The organism is Bacillus sp. L381, from assembly GCF_030284525.1.
GTDB classification, from domain to species: Bacteria; Bacillota; Bacilli; order Bacillales; family Bacillaceae; genus Bacillus; species Bacillus amyloliquefaciens.
Genome location: NZ_CP127224.1, coordinates 411,506 through 431,570, shown reverse-complemented (window position 1 = coordinate 431,570; position 20,065 = coordinate 411,506). Strand labels below are relative to the sequence as shown.

Here is a 20,065-nt window from a genome sequence, read left to right as displayed (position 1 = left end):
ATAAACCCAATCAGGAGGAATAACAATGATCGTCTTACAGGCCTACATGAAAGTAAAAGCGGATAAACGCGAGGAATTTTTAGGAGAAGCGCAATCACTTGTTCAGCATTCACGCGCGGAAGAAGGAAATGTGCAATACGATCTTTTCGAAAAGATCGGTGAGGAAAATACTTTCGTCATGCTTGAACAATGGAAAGATGAAGAAGCGATGAAATCCCACAACGCCACTGACCATTTCCAAGGATTCGTGGCAAAAGCTAAAGACCTGCTGAGTGCGCCGCTTGACGTCGTCCGCACAGAGCTATCAGAGTAACGAAAGGATGAATGACATGAACGAAGTCCTTCAAATATTAACAGACCACCGTTCCATCCGGAGCTACACCGACGAGCCCGTATCAGATGAACAGCTGGATCTTATCATCCAAGCGGCTCAGGCAGCGCCGACCTCCATTAACGGCCAGCAATTTACGGTTATTGCGGTGAAGGATAAAGAACGAAAGAAAAAAATATCCGAATTGGCTGGCGGCCAGCCGTGGATTGACCAAGCGCCGGTTTTCTTATTGTTCTGCGCAGATTTTAACCGCGCCAAAATTGCGCTTGAAGAATATAATGATACACCGCTTGAGGTGACGAACGGTTTAGAGTCCGTTCTTGTCGGAGCCGTAGATGTCGGGATTGCGCTCGGTACGGCAACAGCTGCGGCTGAATCAATGGGACTCGGCACTGTGCCGATCGGCGCCGTGCGCGGCAAGCCGGATGAACTGATTGAATTGCTGAAACTCCCGAAATACGTTTTCCCGGTTTCCGGTCTCGTCATCGGCCATCCGGCAGACCGCTCCGCGAAAAAACCGCGTCTGCCGCAAGCAGCCGTTCTTCATCATGAAACGTATCAAGAGGAAGGTTTAAGAACACATATTGAAGCCTATGACAAGCAGATGTCCGAATACATGAAAAACCGCACCGACGGACAGGAAACAAGAAACTGGTCACAAGGCATCACCTCCTACTATAAACAGCTTTATTATCCTCACATTCGTGAAATGCTTGAAAAACAAGGGTTTAAGACGGATAAATAAGCGCATCAGCCTGCCGGAGACACTACGGCAGGCTTTTTTTTCGCAAACAAAAGCGTTGACACTGTGTAAAAATTTTTGTTAATATTTTCATCATATACTCATTGGTTTTCTGTGAACCGATGGGTTTTCTATTGTGACGAAAGAAGGAATATGGGCTTATGAATGATAAGAAAACGGATATTCTGCTGGCGGCAAGAAAGCTTTTTTCTGAGAAAAGTTTTTCGTCGGTTTCGATGCAGGCGATTGCCGAGGAGTGCAAAGTCTCCAAAGCATCTTTATATAAGCTGTTTGAATCAAAGGAAGATCTGCTCCTGGAGCTGCTTGATTTTAACCAGAAACAGATGGTAGCGGCCGCCTCATTATTAAATGAAGAAACAAGCCTGTCTCCTAAGGAACGGTTTGCCAAAAAACTGATGGCTGAGCTTGAGGGTTTCAGGCGCAATCAGCAGTTTTTTAACATGCTGATGTACGGAAGCCCTTCCTCTATTAATGAACGGGTAAAACGGCATATTCACAGGGCCCGCTCCATCTTTATCTGCTGGCATCGCGATTCATTGATTCAGACGTACGGCGAAGAGATCATTCCTTATGTATGGGAGCTGGTGATTGTCCTTCAGGGGCTTTTGAGAGAATGCATCACGCTGATTAAGCTGGAAAAAGAACCGCTCGCCCTGGAGCCGCTCACGGAGTTTATCATCCGCCACCTCAATCTCATCGTTGAAAACAGGAAAACCGAAACCGCTTTGCCTCAGGAGATGATTGACCTTTATATCGCCTCCGCTTCCTCATTTGAGCCGAAAGGCAAAACCGTATTACTGGCTGAAAGCCTGAAAGAGCTGAAAGAAGCCGTCTCAGCTCTTCCGGAGGAAAAATACGATGCCGCAGGGCTCGCCTCCGCGGCATCCATGCTGGAGAAAGAATCAGCGGACAAACAGCCGCGGGATTTCCTATTAAAAGCGCTCATCGGTTATTTGGAACAGGCCGGACCGCTGCACCAGCCGCTTGCAGCCGTTAAAACATTGCTCAAACTATAAAGAAAGAAGGAATCAGCTTGAATAAGAGTATTGAAACTGCACCATACAACCGCTCTGTCATTGTCGGGATTCTTTTGGCGGGAGCGTTCGTCGCCATTTTGAACCAGACACTGCTTATCACGGCGCTGCCGCATATTATGAATGACTTCAATATAGACGCCAACAAAGCGCAATGGCTGACAACGTCGTTTATGCTGACAAACGGGATTTTGATTCCGATTTCCGCATTTTTAATAGAGAAATTCACCAGCCGCACCCTCTTGATTTCCGCCATGAGTATTTTCACGGCGGGCACCATTGTCGGCGCATTCGCCCCGAACTTTCCGGTATTATTAACGGCCCGGATTATCCAGGCAGCCGGTGCCGGAATTATGCTGCCGCTCATGCAGACGGTATTTCTCACGATTTTCCCGATGGAAAAACGCGGCCGCGCGATGGGAATGGTCGGCTTGGTTATTTCGTTCGCGCCGGCGATCGGCCCGACACTTTCCGGATGGGCGGTCGAAGCATTCTCTTGGCGGTCTTTGTTTTATATTATCTTTCCGATCGCAGTCATCGATTTGCTTTTAGCAATTATTCTGATGAAAAACGTCACGACATTACGAAAAACACAGATTGATATTTTATCCGTGATCTTATCGACACTCGGATTCGGCGGTCTGCTTTACGGTTTCTCAAGCGCCGGCTCATCAGGATGGACCAGTACTGAAGTGCTGACCTCGCTGCTTGTCGGAGCGGTCGCGCTGATTTTCTTTATCGCAAGACAGATAAAGCTCAAAAAACCGATGCTGGAATTCCGCGTGTTTTCCTTCGGGATTTTCAGCCTGACCACCCTGCTCGGCACGCTTGTTTTCGCGCTGCTGATCGGTACGGAAACCATTCTTCCGCTTTACACGCAAAAGGTCCGGGGCGTATCCGCGTTTGATACCGGATTAATGCTTTTGCCGGGCGCGATTGTGATGGGGATGATGTCTCCGTTTATCGGCCGGATTTTTGATAAAATCGGCGGAAAGGGCCTTGCGATGACCGGATTCTTTATTATCCTGCTCACGTCCCTGCCGTTTATGAATCTGACGGACTCGACTTCTCTCATTTGGATTGTCGTCGTTTACACCGCGCGGCTTTTAGGAACAGCCATGATTATGATGCCGGTGACGACAGCGGGAATCAACGCCCTGCCGCGCCACTTAATCCCGCACGGAACAGCCATGAACAATACCGTCCGCCAAGTCGGCGGTTCTATCGGTACGGCGCTGCTTGTTTCCGTTATGAGCAGCCAGGCCGCACACGCAAATGCGTCATCTCCGGCAAACGCCGCCCTGCACGGCATGAATGCGGCATTTGTCGTAGCCGCCTGCATCGCGCTGGCCGGATTCCTGTTATCTTTTACTTTGAAGAAAAAACCGCGTCAGCCCGAGCAGCAGCAGGCCGTCACACGCTAAACGAAAAAGAACCCGATCACTTGTGTGACCGGGTTCTTTTTTACTTCTCAATTCCGTCTTTTACTTCTTTCACCATTTGCGCCATGGATTCCAGGCCGCCTCCTGATAAGTACCATGTAGCTGAGTCAAGGTATACAACATGGTTGTTTTTCACGGCTTTCACCGATTTCACATAATCATTTTCAACCACTTGTTTTGTTGAAGATTTTGAGCCGATCGCTGTTCCGCGGTCAACGACAAACAAGTAATCAGGGTTTGTTTTGGCGATATATTCATAGGAAATGCTTTGTCCGTGCAGTGATGCTTCGATGTTTTTGTCAGCCGGTTTGACGCCGAACACATCATGAATGAAGCCGTATCTTGATTTAGAACCGAACGCGCTGATTTTCCCGTCGTTCGCCATCACCACTAAACCGTTTTTATCCGTGCTGCTTGTCTTTTTCTTCAGATCAGCAATGGAATTGTCAATTTTCGCAAGCTTATCTTTCACTTCATTTTCTTTGTTGAAAATTTTGCCGATCACTTCGGTGTTGTGCTTGAATCTGTCAACGTAGTTTGTATAGTCATCATCAAGATAAATCGTCGGCGCGATTTTTGAGAACTCTTTATAAGAATCAGATTGTCTGTGGGCGATAATGATTAAATCCGGATCAATATCCGCGACCTTTTCGAAATCCGGTTCTTTTAAACCGCCTGTATTGGCGTATTTATCACTTTTATATGAAGATAAGTATTTTGGAATGTTTTGTTTCGGCAGTCCCGCCACATGATCCTGTAAACCGAGTTCATCCATCGTATCCAGCATTCCGAAGTTGAATACGACGACTTTCTTCGGATTCTTCGGCACTTTGACTCCATCTTTGTTCAGGTCATCCTTAATCGTGATTGTTTCTTTTGATTTGCCTGATGTTTTGTCCCCGTTTCCGCATGCAGAAACAACAAAAATCGTAACGAGCGCAATGAACAGCAATGCGAATTTTTTCATGACTTTCACCTCATCTGGTTTTTAAGAAAAATACACACCGATCCGCTGACTGTCAATCTCTTGAATCGGGATGGTCATATCATAAATCTCTTCAAGCACGGAGGTTTCAATAATCTCCTCCGCCGGCCCTTCTTTGACGATCCGGCCGTTTTTCAAAGCAACGATATGGTCAGAGTATACTGATGCGAAGTTGATATCGTGAATCACTACGACGACCGTTTTTCCGAAGTCTTCCACAAGCCGCTTCAACAGCTTCATCATTTCAACGGAATGCTTCATATCTAAATTGTTCAGCGGCTCATCGAGAAAAATATAGTCCGTATCCTGAGCGATGATCATCGCGATAAACGCCCTCTGGCACTGTCCTCCGCTGAGCTGATCGAGATATTTATCCTTTAAGTCATCAAGCTTCATATAACTGAGTGCCTGGTTGATATGCACCCAATCCTCATCCGTCAGTTTCCCTTGAGAATAAGGAAATCTGCCGAAGCTGACCAGGTCTTTAATCGTCAGCCTGATATTGATTTGATTTGTCTGTTTCAGGATGCTTATTTTTTTCGCCAGATCATTGCTTTTGCAAGATCCGATCTCTTGTCCGTCAACCGTGATTTCTCCGGAATCCGTCTTAATCAGCCGGCTCATGATAGACAGCAGCGTGCTTTTTCCCGCGCCGTTCGGACCGATAAACGAGGTGAGCCTGCCCTTTTGAATGGAAAGAGACGTTTTCTCAAGGACGACTTTCCCGCTGTATTGTTTGCTTACATTTTTGACCTCTACCATGATTTATTCTCCTTTAACAGCAAATAGATGAAATAAATCCCGCCGGCAAAATTAATGATGACGCTCAGCGTTGTGGAAAACGTGAACACTTTCTCCACGACGAACTGGCCTCCGACAAGCGCGATAATGCTGATCAGAACAGAACCCGCAATTAAATACGTGTGCCTGTAGGTTTTTAAAAACTCTCTCGCCAGATTGACGACAAGCAGCCCTAAAAACATGATCGGCCCCACAAGAGCCGTAGAGACGGACACAAGTATAGCGACGACAATGAGCATCTGTTTCACAAGCTTATCGTAATCAATCCCAAGGTTGACGGCGTGTTCCCTGCCGAGCGACAGCACGTCAAAGAACCGCGTGAACCGCCAGACATAAATGCCTGTCAGAAGAAAGACAGCTCCGGCAAATCCTAAAAGATCGGTGTTGATATTGTTAAAGCTGGCAAACATTTTGTCCTGAACAACCTGGAACTCATTCGGATCAATCAGCATCTGCATAAACGATGACAGACTGTTGAACAGCGTGCCGAACACGACGCCGACAAGCAGAAGGAAAAACACGTTCCGCCCCTCGCCTTTAAACATGAGCTGATACAAAACGAGTGACAAGAGCACCATCAGCCCGACGGAGATGACGAAATTAAGGTTTTTGTTCATCATGACGATATTCATTGAACCGAACAGGAACACGATGACGGTCTGAATGAGCATATACAGGGAATCGAGGCCTAAAATGCCCGGTGTCAGTATGCGGTTATTTGTAATCGTCTGGAAGATGACCGTTGAAAATGCGATCGCTCCTCCGGTGAGCATCATGGCAAGCACTTTGAAGCATCGTCTCGGCAGGGAGTATTCCCAATTGCCCAATCCGTAGAACAGAAAGAATCCGATACATATAATGGCGAGCGCCGCCAGCAGCGTAATTTTTTTATTATGACTCATATGCTTTTCTCCTTAACAGCATATACAGGAAGATGCCGCTGCCGATCACACCGACCATCAGGCCGATGGAAATTTCGTACGGGAATATGATCACCCGTCCCAAAATGTCGCAAAACAGCACAAAAACAGCACCTAACAGAGCTGTGTGAGGCAGGCTGCTCCTCAGGTTGTCCCCTTTGTAGATCGACACCATATTCGGAATGATCAAACCGAGAAACGGCAGCATCCCGACGGTCAAAATCACAAGTGAAGCGATAAGCGACACGATGATCAGACCGATATTGACGACGCGTTTGTATTTCAGGCCGAGATTGACGGAAAAGCTCTCTCCCATTCCAGCCACCGTAAACTTATCCGCATACACATAAGCGATGATCACCAGCGGGATACTCAAGTATAAAAGCTCGTAGCGGCCTTTGACGACCAATGAGAAATCCCCCTGCAGCCAAGACGACAGGTTTTGGATCAGATCGTATTTATATGCGATAAACGTGGCGATTGAGCTGACGATATTCCCAAGCATTAAACCGACGAGAGGAATAAAAATCGCATCATTGAACTTGATTCTCTCGAGGATTTTCATGAAAAGGAAATTTCCCGCCAACGCGAAAATAAAAGCGATGGACATTTTCACAAGCGGACTCGCTGACGTAAAAAGCATTAATGAAATCAAAATTCCGAGCCTTGCCCAGTCCATCGTTCCCGCAGTCGTCGGCGATACAAATTTATTCCGGCTGATCTGCTGCATAATTAATCCGCAGATGCTCAGGCTCATGCCGGCAATAATAATGCTCGCCAGACGCGGCAGCCGGCTTTCAAATAATGTACTTGCCTGTTCTTTATTTAAATGAAAAATATCCAGCGGCGACAAATCTTCTACCCCGATAAAAATAGAAGTACACGCCAATACCGCCAGTAGCAAAAGTAAGTAACGTAGCTTCATGCTGCCTCCCTGCACCCATCACAAACGGTATGACTCATTGCCAAACAACTCCCATATATCCCCCACTCGTAATGATTATCATTATCAACGACAACTATAATCTTATCATCTTTCCAAGCGCAGTCAATACGGTTTTGCTTCAAAAGCGGTCATCCGCGGGCCGTACACTAAATTGTCTTACAATCAGTCTATCAATAATTTGCAGCATTTTCTATAACCTTCATTTGGAGGCTTATCATTTTTTGCACATGATTACACGCTTTGAGGGAGCAAATCTGACATACAGCGACTGAATTCCTCTCCACAAATACAAATGTACTCCATACAAAGAAAAAATCCTTGATTTACATGTTTGAAAGAGAGATAATAAAAATTAAATTTGTGAGAAAATTTAAACATTAGGGGATGTAAATCATGAAAGTTGTAAAATTCGGAGGCAGCTCCCTAGCGTCAGGAGCCCAGCTTGAGAAAGTGTTTCAAATCGTGACGGCCGATCCCGCGCGGAAAGCCGTCGTCGTATCGGCGCCCGGAAAACGCTTCTCGAACGATACAAAGGTGACGGATCTGTTAATCCGCTGTGCGGAGCATTATTTGCAAAAAGGAGCAGCGCCCGAGCTTGCCGAAGCGGTCATTGAGCGGTACGCCGCCATCGCGCGCGAGCTGGATCTGGATTTCTCTATTATAGAAAGAATCCGCCGTGACTTATTCGCTCTCTTAAACAGCTGCAAAACCAATCCTGACCGGTATATGGATGCGGTGAAAGCGAGCGGCGAAGACAATAACGCGAAGCTGATCGCAGCCTACTTCCGCAGACAGGGCGTGAAAGCGGAATACGTAAACCCGAAAGAAGCGGGGCTGTTTGTGACGAATGAGCCCGGCAGCGCGCAGGTGCTCCCAGAGTCTTATGATCATTTATACCGTCTGAGAAACCGCGAAGGATTGATCATTTTTCCGGGATTTTTCGGATATACGAAGGAGCATGAGATTGTGACGTTTTCCCGGAGCGGTTCAGATATTACCGGCTCCATTCTGGCCAGCGGCTTAAAAGCCGACCTGTATGAGAACTTTACCGATGTGGACGCCGTCTATTCCGTCAATCCGTCAATCGTGCGGCACCCGAAAGAAATTAACGAACTGACGTATCGGGAAATGCGTGAGCTCTCCTATGCCGGGTTTTCCGTTTTTCATGATGAAGCGCTTATTCCCGCATTTCGGGCCGGCATCCCCGTTCAGATTAAAAACACAAACAATCCTGATGCGAAAGGAACGCGCGTCGTCAGCAGCCGTGACAATACGAACGGGCCGGTCATCGGCATCGCAAGCGACACGGGCTTTTGCAGCATTTACATAAGCAAATATTTAATGAACCGGGAAATCGGTTTCGGCCGCAAAGCCCTTCATATTTTGGAGGAAGAAGGATTGACGTATGAACACGTTCCATCCGGCATTGACGATATCACGATCATCCTTCGGCACAATCAGATGGACTCGGAACTGGAACAGAAGCTCGTCACCCGTTTGAAGCAGGAACTTCAAGCAGATGAAGTCACTGTCAGGCACAATCTGGCGCTGATTATGGTCGTCGGAGAAGCGATGCGACATAATGTCGGCACAACCGCCAGAGCATCTAAGGCACTGTCCGGGGCCGGCGTCAACATCGAGATGATCAATCAGGGGTCATCGGAAGTCAGTATGATGTTCGGGGTGAAAGAAGAACAGGAAAAACACGCGGTGCGGGCACTGTATGACGAATTTTTCGCCGGGGTCTTACTCTCATAGGAAACAGCCTCTTTTTTCTCTTGTCCACTATTATCCCTTACAGAACAGCTTCTTTTACATATTGTATGGTATAGACAATATGGAGGTGAAGCAAATGTCAGGATATATGATGTCTGGAGGAAGCGGAATCAGCTCTTTCGCATTGATCGTTGTTTTGTTTATCCTGTTAGTAATTGTAGGTACTGCCTTCGTTGGCGGTTTCTAAACATCACTCCGTCTATATGAGGACGCTGCGGGTTTTGACCTGCGGCGTTTTCTTTTTGTTTTCCGCCGCTGCCCAAATCCGGACACACAAAAAAGACTGCCGCGATCATTCTCAGGCAGTCTTTTCCTTTGTTCAGTTATTTTCTTCTCACGTCATTCCTCTTTCAGCCACATGGAATTCAGCCTGATCTGTCTGGCTTACACCTGCAGCTGTAAAAATCGCGGCGGCTGCTAAACAAATAACAAACCATTTAGATTTCAATTTCATACAAACCCTCACTCCTTTGTATTTGTTTCCTTGCCTCTTCGACTTTCAGAAAATAGTCAGAAGAAATTTTAAAGCAATTTTGTTCATAGTAATATTTAGCTGCTTCTAGTGCTAAATCCTCTATATCGGCGTATAAATTTTTATCTTCGAGGTAACGGAAACATGCGCTGATTTTTTCCTCATCCGGTTTCGCCTGATACAGAGCCTGCAGCCATTCGAATTTTACCGTGTAAACGGGATCGTCTGTTTCTTTAGCATATTCATATCCCCGCTTGTGATATTCCGATGCTTTATCTTTTTTTCCGAGTTTAAAGTAAATGAGTGTGATTAGAAAATATGCTTGAGGGAGAGAATTGACGATTCTTTGTGATTCAAATGTATCAACTGCCCGTTCAAAGTACGGTATGGCTTCATCGATGCGGTTCTGATTGTAGTAGCACAGTCCGAGGTTATACAGCGCCCTCCCGACAAGCTGCGCTTTTTGTTCTTTTTCGGCCATTTGCAGAGCGTGCTGAAAATGTTTGGCCGCCTGCTCAAAACGTCTTTCATCCATTAAATTGACGCCGAATACAAAATGGCATTGAATGATCCGGACGTTGTATGTGTCCTGCTCTACGTAAATTTCATAAGCGTTTTTTATATGTATCAAAGAAAAATACGTTTGTTTCATATGATAATAAGCTTCGGCCACTTTAAAATAAAACTCCGCCCGCTCCACGTGGTCCGATACGAAGGCCAGTTTTTTCTCAGCCTGTTTATAATACGTAATCGCTGATATAAATTCTCTTTTATCAAATTCAAACATGCCTTTGAAAAAGTTGACGTAATAATCGAGAAGCCCTTTGAGCCCGGCCTGGCTGTTATCTATGTTATCGAGAATTTCCGACAGGGTCGGCTGGTCTTCTATTTTCAATTTCTCCAGCGGCTCCAAATAGTCCAGCATCAGCTGATGGCGAAATTCCATGAGGGAATAATAAAGTACTAAGTTTGAATCAGGCTCCATACGGTCAAGCTCTTGTTTGATCTCGGCCTTCAAGATCTCTGCATCCGGCACGCTGAATGTTCTTATGTATCGGTACCACTCGTTAATCTTCTGCCCGACTGCTGAAGAAGGAATTAACCCGCTCTTCATTCCTTCACCCTCCCCATCCAAGACCTGTTTACCAGTTATTTTATCACGTTTCCGTGTCTTTCCATCCCGAAAAACACGCAAACTTTGTTTCGGCAGAGCGCAATTTTTCGAAGGGAAGATAAAACAGCCGGCAGCCAAACAGGACTGCCGGTTTCAAAATTATTCATTTTTCGTATTCAGCGGAAGACGGATTGTAAAGGTTGTGCCTTGTCCCTTTTCGCTGTTAATGTCTATCGTCCCTTTGTGCAGTTCGACGAGCTGCTTCACGATGGACAGGCCGAGACCGTATTCACCGTATGCCGTATTCGTTCGTGACACGTCCGCCTTATAAAACCGCTCCCATATATGCTCAATTTCTTCTTTGGAAATACCGATTCCGGTGTCTTCAATTTCAATAATCGTTTCCTTATAGCCTTCATACCCGCGCAGCGTAATGTCTCCGTTTTGCGTAAATTGAATGCTGTTTTTCGTAATGTTGACGAGAATCTGGATCAGCCTGTCATAATCGGCGAACACTTTGACGCCGTCCTCCACTTGAATCCGGAGCCGATTTTGTTTTTCCTCCGCCTGCTGATTGAGATGCTCTTTAATAATTTCAAACACTTCGATGAGCGGCAGACTCAGCTTGTCCAGCTTGATTTGCTGAGATCTGATTTTTTCATAATCCAAGTTTTCCTTCACGAGCCTGAGCATCCGCTTCGTCTCTTCACTGATCAGAGAGAAGCATTTCTCTTTATCTTTTTCGGGAATGGTGTTGCTGTTGAGTCCCTCCACAAGTCCGTTAATGGTCGTCAATGGCGTTCTCAGCTCATGAGAAACATCGGCGATAAATTGGCGCCTCCGCTTTTCAAGGCGGTCAATCTGTTCTCTCGATTGCTTCAGATTATGGGCCATCGTATTGAAATCGGACGCCAGCATGCCGATTTCATCGCCGCCGCTGTTGTTAAGCGATATATCGTAATCACCGGACGCCACTTTTCCGGTCGCATCCCGCAATGTCTGAATCCGTTTGACGTGTAATTTAGATAGAAGCCAGCTTAACAGTATCGTGATGATAAGGGTGCTGATGATCGCATAAAACATATAACGGTTGACCTGGCTGATCATCTGCTCAACCCCTCTGACGGGAGACACGAGCAGCACCGCGCCTTTAAATTGATCGTTGATAAAAAGCGGCTTTGCGACAAGCGAGACTTCCAAGCCTTCCGTATTAAAACGGTTCATCTCCGCTCTGATCTGAACGGTTTTGCCTTGCTTCAGCATGTGCCACTCTTTATTTTTGAGCTTCTCACGCGGCGGCATATCATCAGGAAAAAAGTAAGGCCGCTGATGTTCATCAAAAATAATAAACCTGGTCTCGCGCGTTTTTAACATGTCCTGATAGGGATACAAGCGGCGCAGATCAAGATTGCGGCCGTTCAGCTCACTTGTGATCTGCTGGGCATAGGATGACAGCTCATCCACTTTGTTTTGATACGCAAAATCTTTCACAAAATGCGAAAACAGGGAAATGATGATGAAAAAGGCCAAAATCAAGATGCTGACATGGCTCAGCAGCAGCTGATATAAGTACTTAATCCTCATCAAATTTGTATCCTACCCCCCACACAGTGTACAAAAACGGTTTTTCATCACTGGACAGTTTTTTACGCAGGCGTTTAATATGAACATCAACAGTACGTTCATCACCGTAAAATTGATAGCCCCACACCTGCTCAAGCAGCTGTTCCCTTGAAAAGACCTGGCGCGGGTTCTGTACGAGATAAAAGAGCAGATCAAATTCCTTCGGCGTCAGATTCTCGACGGATTTTCCGTGAAGAAACACTTCCCGCGTCTTTTTATTGATCGAAAAGCATGCCGTTTCGATCAAGTCGTCGCTTTTTACGGCCTGCCCCGTCGCCCGGTATCTTCTGATCACCGCTTTAATCCGCGCCACAAGCGTCAGCGGGCTGAACGGCTTGGTGACATAGTCGTCGGCTCCCATTTCAAACCCGATTACCTGATCGGACTCAGTGTCCTTTGCGGTCAGCATAATAATCGGCACACTGCTCGTCTCTCTTATTTTCCGGCAGATCGTCACTCCGTCCATGGATGGAAGCATAATGTCCAGAATGACCAAATCCCAGTCCTCTTCCGTAAACCGCTGATAGCCTTCCACTCCGTCATGGACAAATTCGGCTTCAAACCCTTCTTTAAAAAAGAACATTTCCGTCATGGTGCATACGCTTATATTGTCTTCTATCATTAATATCTTCATTGTATCCTCCGCTTATCTTGAAGCTTTTTCTTATAATAGCACCATTTTACCCGGATGTTTTCCCGTATCACAATTGTTAGTTTTTATTTCATCACCCGGAAATAGTTTGTTCATATTTTTTTCATACATTTCTCCTACTATATACATATCGGATGACCGGCGCTAAAGAAGGCCGGTTTCACAAGATCTGACACCCACACGGAGGAACAGACATGAATTTTATAAAAAGAGCCTTTTGGAGCATGAAGGCAAAAAAGGGAAAAACATTGTTGCAGCTGATTGTGTTTTCGGTGATTTGTATTTTTGTCCTGTCCGGCCTTACGATCCAGTCAGCGGCAAAGAAATCAAGCGAATTGGCAAGGCAGCAGCTCGGCGGGAGCGTCACACTCCAGGTTGACCGCCAAAAGCAAATGGCGCAGCAGCAAAAAGACGGTGAAAAGAGGACGTTTGAATCAACGCCGATTTCCGTCTCGGATGCCAAGAAGCTTACATCTTTACAGCACGTGAAAAATTACAACTTTCTCACGACAGCGTCAGCAAACGCAGAAAGCTTTGACGCGATAGAAAGCTCAGACGCATCAGCCGATAACAATTCCGGCGGAAGCCGTTTTCAAGGCGGCGGAAGACAGATGATGTCAGCGGACATTTCGATCGAAGGCGTGCTCTCTACGGCATTGCTTGACGATTTCACGGACGGCAGCTCAAAAATCACTGACGGCCGCGCCATCACAAAAACAGATGCGGACGCAAAAGTCGCAGTGATCAATAAAACGCTGGCAGATCAAAACAAGCTGAAGGTCGGCGGCTCCATTACCGTTTCCTCAGCATCAGATGATTCGGTGAAAACGGAGCTTAAAATTGTGGGAATCTATAAAACAACAACTTCCGGAGATGACCAGGCACAGCATTTTTCATTCTTAAATCCTGATAATAAAATCTATACGCCTTACACCGCCGCATCGGCATTAAAAGGATCTGACAATAAAAACAAAATCAGCTCAGCCATTTATTACATGGATGATGCCAAATATATTGACTCATTCGTTGCGGCTGCGAAAAAAACATCCATAGATTATAAAACCTATACCCTGACGACGAATGATCAGGTGTATCAGCAAATGGCCGGTCCGATTGAAAATGTCGCGTCGTTTTCTAAAAACGTGGTGTATCTTGTATCCATCGCGGGCGCGGTCATTCTCGGATTAATCGTGATGATGTCGATCAGGGAACGCAAGTATGAAATGGGTGTCTTAATGGCGATCGGCGAAAAACGCTGGAAGCTCATCGGACAATTCTTAACGGAAATACTGGCGGTCGCCGTCATCGCCATCGGTATCGCATCTGTCACAGGCAGCCTTGTAGCGAATCAGCTCGGAAACCAGCTTCTTTCTCAGCAGGTCAGTTCAGCCGATGATTCACAGCAGCAAGCAAGCGGCTGGGGCGGCAGAGAAATACCGCGTGGAGGCGGTATGTTCGGCCGGCATTCATCAAGCACGGACGTCATCAGCACGATGCAGGTAAACGTCTCGCTGAATGACCTTCTGATTCTTGGCGGTATCGGCATCGCGATTGCCGTCATCGCCACATTACTGCCGTCTGTATCAGTCATGCGGCTTCATCCTAAAACCATCCTGACCAAGCAGGAATAAGAGGAGGCAGCGTAATGAGCCTATTAACCTTTCAACAGACCGGCTATTGGTACCAAGACAAATCACAGCCGCTGTTTCAGGATATAACGATCAGCTTTGAAAAAGGGAAGTTTTATACAATTGCCGGCGCCTCCGGAACGGGGAAAACAACGTTTCTGTCTCTGGCGGGCGGTCTTGACACACCTAAAGAGGGAAGCATCCTTTATAACGGAGAAGATATCTCCAAAATCGGGCTGACCAAATTCAGAAATCAATATGTCTCTATCGTCTTTCAATCTTATAATCTGATTCCGTATATGACGGCGCTCCAGAATATCACAACGGCGATGGAGATTACCGGATCTAAAGAGAAAAACAAAGATGCGTTCGCGCTCAGCATGCTGGAAAGAGTGGGTATTACGGAACAGCAGGCCCGGCAGCGGGTGCTGACATTAAGCGGCGGACAGCAGCAGCGGGTTTCGATTGCGCGGGCTTTCTGCTGTGACACGGATTTAATTTGCGCGGACGAACCGACGGGAAACCTCGACGAGGATACGTCAAAGGAAATCGTCCGGCTCTTTCAGGATCTGGCGCATAAAGACAGCAAATGCGTCATCATGGTCACGCATGATGAACAAATTTCCAAAGTTTCGGATGTCAACATCCGCTTATCAAGAGGAAGTTTCACCGTAAAAGAAAACGGCACAGCCGTTTCCTGATACCGCGCCCCTGCCAGCGCAGACAGGGGCGCACCCTATATCCCCCCTATTCAATAGAAGTGAACGTAAAAAAGCGAGGGCTGCATCCCCTCGCTTTTTTTATTTATATCAGCTGTAAATAACGTTCAATATTCGGCTGTCCGGCTGCTTCGATCAATTCTGCCGCTCTTTTCTCTTCTCCCGGCAAAGCGAGCCTGAGTTTGTCTTCAATGTCTTTCTCAGAAAGACCGTTTCCCGGCGCACCCTTCGGACAGTCGATACGCGCTTCATACATATGATTGCCGGCAGCCGTAACCCGTACAATTGTAAAACGGCCCTTCGGAACGGCGTTGTCAGCCGGCTGAATTTGATCATCATAGCCGCGGTGAATCCGCGCGAACCCCTTTTGAAGGAATTCCGGAATCGGCTCGGATGTAAAATGTTCAGCTGAAAAACCTTTACCGTGCAAAGCTAAGGAAATCACATATTCCACGCTGAACCGTCCCGCTTCGCCGGTTTTCGGACGCCGTTCTGTCAATGCGGCGTCCCCGCCAGGCGGATAAATTACGTCGACCCGTTCCGTTTGGCCGAAGATGAGACCGTGCTCGGCCTTCAGCTTGAGAATGGCATCCGCCGCATGATGGGCAGCCGAGCAAAACGGATAAACCTTAAACCAAAGTCCCGGGCTCGTGATCCGCCAAGGTTTTCCCCATCCGTTTAAAAGCAAGGTTTCTGCCCGTTCAAGATCACCGTACAGCCCGAAAAAGCCTTTCTCCCCGTCAAGCGCATGTGCTGACCCGCCGAAACCAGCCTGCGCAAGCTTTACGGCGAACAATCCGGCTTGAGCGGCCAGCCCGGCATGGAGCGGCTTCATTTCCGTTCCGAAGTGCACCCGCATGCCACCGGAACGGGCGGCCGCAAACCCGATCGCTTTCTGCAATTGATGCTGATTCAGGTTCTCCGCAAACCCGACGGCGCACGCGGCCGCAATCGCGCCTAACGTCCCCGTATTGTGCCACCCTTTTTCGTAATGAGATCTTCCCGCTGACTCACCGAGCCGCGCCATCACTTCGATTCCTGTCACGTAAGCACCGAGAAAACGGCTCTTGTCTATACGGCCTGATGATGCGGCTGCAATCAGAGCCGGAAGGATGACGGCGCTTGGGTGCCCTCTTACATCAGAATGGACATCGTCAAAATCAAGCGCATGGGCGATGAATCCGTTTATCAGCGCGGATTGGGACGGCGTTGTTTTTTGATTTCTGCCGATAAGCGGAGCTATCGGCGCTCCGCCTTCTTCGTCGGCCAGCTTTATCAGCTTCTCAATGCCTTTATCCCGTCTTCCCGCAAAGGCTGCCGCTGTAAAATCAAGCAGCCCTTTGCGCGCTTCTTTCATCGCTTCGGCGGATGTTTCCGGTACAGACGACATGACGGCCTGAGCAAGCCCGGCCGTCAGATTTTCCGTATTCATTCCGTCTGCTCCAATACATTGACGGCAAGCCGGGCGAAAAACTCAGCCGCTGCCGGGAGCGCTTTTTCGTCGAGTGTGAAGGCGGGATGGTGCCATTCTTCTGTTCCGTTTGTTCCCATCCAAACGAAGAAGCCGGGGATTTTTTCTTGATATAAGGCGAAGTCCTCACCGCCGGGAGACTGTTCTGCCCGAACGGTTTGAAGCCCGAGGCTTTCAGCCGTTTGTTCCGCCGCCTGTATGAAACGGGCGTCGTTCATGACTGACGGGAGGTAAGGAAACCAGCGGAATTCAACTTCTGCCCCGAATCCGGCCGCGATTCCTTCAGCAACCCGCTTCATATGTTTCGGAACAGCTTCCCGCGCTTCTTTTTGAAACGTCCGGACGGTCCCTTCCATTTCAACATGATCCGGGATGACATTCCAAGAACTGCCGCCTTGAACTCTGGTGATGCTGACGACGGCATTATGGAGCGAGCTGATATTTCTGCTGACAACCGATTGCAGGCCGCCGATGATCTGCCCTGCTGCCTGAATCGGATCGATACTGTTGTCGGGGATTCCGGCGTGCCCGCCTTTTCCTTTAATGGTCATTTCAAAGCGGTCGACACTCGCCATCAGCGGGCCTTCTTTCAGACCGACCGTGCCGACGGGGAGGTCGGGTTTATTATGCATGCCGAATATCGCCGATACACCGTCAAGCGCGCCGGCTTCAATGACCTGTCTCGCTCCGGCGGCGATTTCTTCGGCAGGCTGAAAAATAAACCGGACCGTTCCTTTCAGCTCATGCTTTCTCTCATTTAATAAGAAAGCCGTGCCGAGAATAGATGCCGTATGAAAATCATGACCGCAGGCATGCATCACGCCGCTGTTTCGCGAAGCAAACGGAAGGTTTGTTTTCTCTTCGATCGGCAATGCGTCGATGTCCGCTCTGACAGCGATGACGGGGCCGCTTTTGTCTCCTTTGATTTCAGCGATCACTCCGGTTTGAAGTTTCGGAACATCAAGAACCGTGATACCTTCTTCCTCCAGCCAGCGGCAGATTTTACCCGTCGTTTCGTATTCCTCGCCTGACAGCTCAGGGTGTTCATGAAGGTCGCGGCGGATATTGATTAAACGTTTGTTTAATGATTCATACGTTTCATTTGCCATTTCTTCTCCATCCCTTCTTAGACAAGTTCGGCAGGCTCTCCCACTTGCTTAATGAATTTTTTCGTCCGTTCGTTCTGCGGATTGTCAAACAGCTCTTCCGGCGTTCCCTGCTCGATGATGCGTCCGTCCGCCATAAATATGACCTGGTCGGCAACTTCCCGTGCAAAAGCCATTTCATGAGTGACGATGACCATGGTTGTCTGTTTTTCGGCAATTGATTTGATGACTTGGAGCACCCCGGCTACAAGCTCCGGATCAAGGGCCGAAGTCGGTTCATCCAGTAAAATCGCGTGGGGATCAACGGCCAGGGCGCGCGCAATCCCGATCCGCTGCTGCTGTCCGCCTGACATCGTAATCGGGTAGCTGTCTGCTTTGTGCTCTAAACCGACTTGCCGCAGCAGATCCATACCGATTCGTTCCGCTTCTTTTTTCGGTTTCTTTTGCGCTGTGATCAGTGCCTCTGTCACGTTTTGCAGGGCGGTTTTGTTTTTAAACAGATTGTAATTCTGAAAAACCATCGCCGTCTGCTGGCGAAGCTTGTGTACGTCTTTGCGCGAATAGGACGCTGCATTCAGCTTTGCATCACCGATTTCAATCATGCCGTCATCCGGGCGCTCCAGCAGATTCAGACAGCGGAGGAGCGTTGATTTTCCCGAGCCTGACGGGCCGATGATGGCCGTGACTTCGCCGCTTTTGATCTCAAGATCGATTCCGTCAAGAACGGTAAGGTCTTTAAATACTTTTCGAATGTGTCTGACTTGTATCATCCCGAGCCTCCTCCTATGTGCGATAAGGTTTGCTGATCGCCCGTTCGAGCAGATCCTGCAGCACGCTGTAAATAATCGTAAGAATCCAATACATGATTGCGACGGCTAAATATGTCTCAAAATATTTGAGATTGCCTGATGCATACATTTTCCCTTGGGCGAACATCTCCATCACTCCTAATGTAAAGGCGAGCGATGTTTCTTTTAACAGCCCGATAAACGTATTTCCCGTTGCGGGAAGCGCGTTTCTGACGGCCTGCGGAAAAATGATCCGCCTGTACGCCTGGGATTTTGTCATTCCGACAGAAAGACAGGCTTCAAGCTGTCCTTCATCGACTGAGTTGAGCGCGGCGCGAAAAATTTCAGCCAGGTAGGCGGCATTTTTCAGGCTTAACCCGATAATCGCCGCAGTTAACGCCGTCATCTTGCTCATTCCGGGGAACAGCTGCGGCAGGCCGTAATAAATTAAGAAAAGCTGAACGAGCGTCGGCACGCCCCGAAAAAATGAAATATACACCTTTGACAGCTGGTGAAGCACAGGAATACGATTTTTCGTGATAAGCGCTAATATAAGGCCGCCGATCACGGCAAATACCATGGCCGCGACGGCCATTACTAATGTGATCGGCAAGGCTTCGATTAACGCGGGAAAAGCTGAAAACATAAATCCCCAATCAATGCTGTTCATTCTCGATTTTCACCGCCGTTTCTTAATGCTTTGCTTCCGTTGTAATGTCTTCTTTAAAGTATTTTTCTGACAGCTTTTTCAGCGTGCCGTCTTTCCGCAGTTCTTCAATGGCTTTGTTTACTTTTTTGCGGATTTTATCGTGTGCCGCATCCTTCGCAAACGGGAAAGCGACTTTTTCATAGACAATCGGGTCTCCTGCCAATTTCAGGGGCAGACCGGTCTTTTTAATTTGGGCGATCAGGACGCTACGGCTGTTTACGTAAGCGTCAACGCGTCCGTAAGCCACGTCTTTCAGCGTACCTTCTTGTGTTTCATACGTTTTAATGTTGATTTTTTTATCCGGGTCCTTGCTCTCAAGGTTTTTCCCGTGGTTTGAGCCCAGAACGGCCGCCACTGTTTTTCCTTTTAGGTCATTGACTGATTTGATGTCTTTGTTATCGTTTTTGACGACAATTTGAGTGCCCGCATAGGAATACGGTTCTGTAAAGTTATACGTTTTCTTGCGTTCGTCTGTGACAGCGACCTGGTTTGAGATGGTGTCGAGTTTGCCGGTCTGGAGCTCGCCCATCAGTCCGCTGAATTCAAGCAGTTTCCAGTCCAGCTTCATGTTGATTTTTTTCGCTACGGCTTCCATGACATCCACGTCAAAGCCGGTCAGCTTGCCGTTTTCTTTATATGCGAACGGATAGCTTTGTCCCGTGGCGCCGACATGCAGCACGTTATCGCCGCCTTCGCTTTCTTTTCCGTTACCGCATGCTGATAAGACCGCCAAAAGCGCGGCAAACAGCAGCAACCATGTTTTCTTTTTCATTAAACTCCCGCCT

The 20,065-nt window shown here is 47.7% G+C and carries 21 protein-coding genes; 8 read left to right on the top strand and 13 right to left on the bottom strand.

Features of this window, described 5'->3' with window-relative positions:
- Positions 1–25: 25 nt before the first annotated feature.
- The 4 genes from QRX25_RS02040 (at position 26) to QRX25_RS02025 (ending at position 3,552) form a co-directional block, all read left to right on the top strand.
- Entirely contained in the window at positions 26–313 is a 288-nt protein-coding gene (locus QRX25_RS02040) for a putative quinol monooxygenase (protein ID WP_013351014.1), read from the top strand.
- A 16-nt stretch (positions 314–329) separates the two neighbouring features.
- Positions 330–1,076 (top strand): NADPH-dependent oxidoreductase, encoded by a 747-nt coding sequence (locus QRX25_RS02035; RefSeq protein ID WP_212100314.1) that lies wholly within the window; start codon positions 330–332, stop codon positions 1,074–1,076.
- Positions 1,077–1,234: 158 nt separating this feature from the next.
- Entirely contained in the window at positions 1,235–2,110 is an 876-nt protein-coding gene (locus QRX25_RS02030) for a TetR/AcrR family transcriptional regulator (protein ID WP_212100311.1), read from the top strand.
- A 17-nt stretch (positions 2,111–2,127) separates the two neighbouring features.
- On the top strand, positions 2,128–3,552 hold the full coding sequence (locus QRX25_RS02025) for an MDR family MFS transporter (protein ID WP_014469749.1): 1,425 nt from the start codon (positions 2,128–2,130) through the stop codon (positions 3,550–3,552).
- 40 nt (positions 3,553–3,592) lie between these two features.
- Here the strand turns inward: QRX25_RS02025 and QRX25_RS02020 are convergent, their stop codons facing one another.
- The 4 genes from QRX25_RS02020 to QRX25_RS02005 are packed head-to-tail and all read right to left on the bottom strand — an operon-like array spanning position 3,593 to position 7,201.
- On the bottom strand, positions 3,593–4,537 hold the full coding sequence (locus QRX25_RS02020; protein WP_212100310.1) for a siderophore ABC transporter substrate-binding protein: 945 nt from the start codon (positions 4,535–4,537) through the stop codon (positions 3,593–3,595).
- Positions 4,538–4,558: 21 nt separating this feature from the next.
- Positions 4,559–5,317 (bottom strand): iron ABC transporter ATP-binding protein, encoded by a 759-nt coding sequence (locus QRX25_RS02015; RefSeq protein ID WP_065980705.1) that lies wholly within the window; start codon positions 5,315–5,317, stop codon positions 4,559–4,561.
- Entirely contained in the window at positions 5,311–6,258 is a 948-nt protein-coding gene (locus tag QRX25_RS02010; RefSeq protein ID WP_065980704.1) for an iron chelate uptake ABC transporter family permease subunit, read from the bottom strand. The genes QRX25_RS02015 and QRX25_RS02010 overlap by 7 nt, the downstream gene beginning before the upstream one ends.
- Positions 6,248–7,201, bottom strand: a complete 954-nt coding sequence (locus QRX25_RS02005; protein WP_013351008.1) for an ABC transporter permease — start codon at positions 7,199–7,201, stop codon at positions 6,248–6,250. Before QRX25_RS02005 ends, QRX25_RS02010 begins: the two co-directional genes overlap by 11 nt.
- 414 nt (positions 7,202–7,615) lie before the next feature.
- On the opposite strand from QRX25_RS02005, the gene QRX25_RS02000 reads away from it, so the two are divergent.
- Together QRX25_RS02000 and QRX25_RS01995 are read left to right on the top strand one after the other, a co-directional pair.
- Positions 7,616–8,980 (top strand): aspartate kinase, encoded by a 1,365-nt coding sequence (locus QRX25_RS02000; RefSeq protein ID WP_065980702.1) that lies wholly within the window; start codon positions 7,616–7,618, stop codon positions 8,978–8,980.
- Positions 8,981–9,074: 94 nt separating this feature from the next.
- Positions 9,075–9,185 carry a YjcZ family sporulation protein gene (locus QRX25_RS01995; protein ID WP_065980701.1) on the top strand — a complete coding sequence of 37 codons (111 nt, stop codon included), beginning with the start codon at positions 9,075–9,077 and terminating at the stop codon, positions 9,183–9,185.
- 147 nt (positions 9,186–9,332) lie between these two features.
- Here QRX25_RS01995 and phrC read toward each other — a convergent pair whose 3' ends face one another.
- From phrC to yclJ, 4 genes are all read right to left on the bottom strand, one after another.
- The gene (phrC, locus tag QRX25_RS01990; protein WP_013351005.1) at positions 9,333–9,452 is read right to left on the bottom strand and encodes a phosphatase RapC inhibitor PhrC; all 120 of its coding nucleotides are present in this window, start codon (positions 9,450–9,452) and stop codon (positions 9,333–9,335) included.
- Positions 9,436–10,584 carry a Rap family tetratricopeptide repeat protein gene (locus tag QRX25_RS01985; protein ID WP_065980700.1) on the bottom strand — a complete coding sequence of 383 codons (1,149 nt, stop codon included), beginning with the start codon at positions 10,582–10,584 and terminating at the stop codon, positions 9,436–9,438. Before QRX25_RS01985 ends, phrC begins: the two co-directional genes overlap by 17 nt.
- A 159-nt stretch (positions 10,585–10,743) precedes the next feature.
- A complete protein-coding gene (gene yclK, locus QRX25_RS01980; protein WP_212100309.1) occupies positions 10,744–12,171 on the bottom strand; it encodes a two-component system sensor histidine kinase YclK in 1,428 nt (475 codons plus the stop codon).
- Entirely contained in the window at positions 12,158–12,841 is a 684-nt protein-coding gene (yclJ, locus tag QRX25_RS01975; RefSeq protein ID WP_013351002.1) for a two-component system response regulator YclJ, read from the bottom strand. Before yclJ ends, yclK begins: the two co-directional genes overlap by 14 nt.
- 212 nt (positions 12,842–13,053) lie before the next feature.
- Here yclJ and QRX25_RS01970 point away from each other — a divergent pair, with 212 nt between their 5' ends.
- Together QRX25_RS01970 and QRX25_RS01965 are read left to right on the top strand one after the other, a co-directional pair.
- Positions 13,054–14,490 (top strand): ABC transporter permease, encoded by a 1,437-nt coding sequence (locus QRX25_RS01970; protein WP_212100307.1) that lies wholly within the window; start codon positions 13,054–13,056, stop codon positions 14,488–14,490.
- A 14-nt stretch (positions 14,491–14,504) separates the two neighbouring features.
- Positions 14,505–15,188, top strand: coding sequence for an ABC transporter ATP-binding protein (locus QRX25_RS01965; RefSeq protein ID WP_212100305.1), 684 nt, complete (start codon positions 14,505–14,507; stop codon positions 15,186–15,188).
- A 103-nt stretch (positions 15,189–15,291) separates the two neighbouring features.
- On the opposite strand, the gene QRX25_RS01960 is transcribed toward QRX25_RS01965, so the two are convergent.
- From QRX25_RS01960 to QRX25_RS01940, 5 genes are read right to left on the bottom strand one after another with little or no spacing between them, the layout of a single operon-like run.
- Positions 15,292–16,638, bottom strand: coding sequence for an MmgE/PrpD family protein (locus QRX25_RS01960; RefSeq protein WP_212100303.1), 1,347 nt, complete (start codon positions 16,636–16,638; stop codon positions 15,292–15,294).
- Positions 16,635–17,786 carry a M20 peptidase aminoacylase family protein gene (locus QRX25_RS01955; protein ID WP_212100300.1) on the bottom strand — a complete coding sequence of 384 codons (1,152 nt, stop codon included), beginning with the start codon at positions 17,784–17,786 and terminating at the stop codon, positions 16,635–16,637. Before QRX25_RS01955 ends, QRX25_RS01960 begins: the two co-directional genes overlap by 4 nt.
- A gap of 17 nt (positions 17,787–17,803) precedes the next feature.
- Positions 17,804–18,553: an amino acid ABC transporter ATP-binding protein gene (locus QRX25_RS01950; RefSeq protein ID WP_115998215.1), complete on the bottom strand. Its 750-nt coding sequence runs from the start codon at positions 18,551–18,553 to the stop codon at positions 17,804–17,806.
- A gap of 13 nt (positions 18,554–18,566) precedes the next feature.
- Positions 18,567–19,241, bottom strand: a complete 675-nt coding sequence (locus tag QRX25_RS01945) for an amino acid ABC transporter permease (RefSeq protein WP_045508531.1) — start codon at positions 19,239–19,241, stop codon at positions 18,567–18,569.
- A 22-nt stretch (positions 19,242–19,263) separates the two neighbouring features.
- Positions 19,264–20,052 (bottom strand): amino acid ABC transporter substrate-binding protein, encoded by a 789-nt coding sequence (locus QRX25_RS01940; protein WP_212100298.1) that lies wholly within the window; start codon positions 20,050–20,052, stop codon positions 19,264–19,266.
- Positions 20,053–20,065 lie beyond the last annotated feature (13 nt).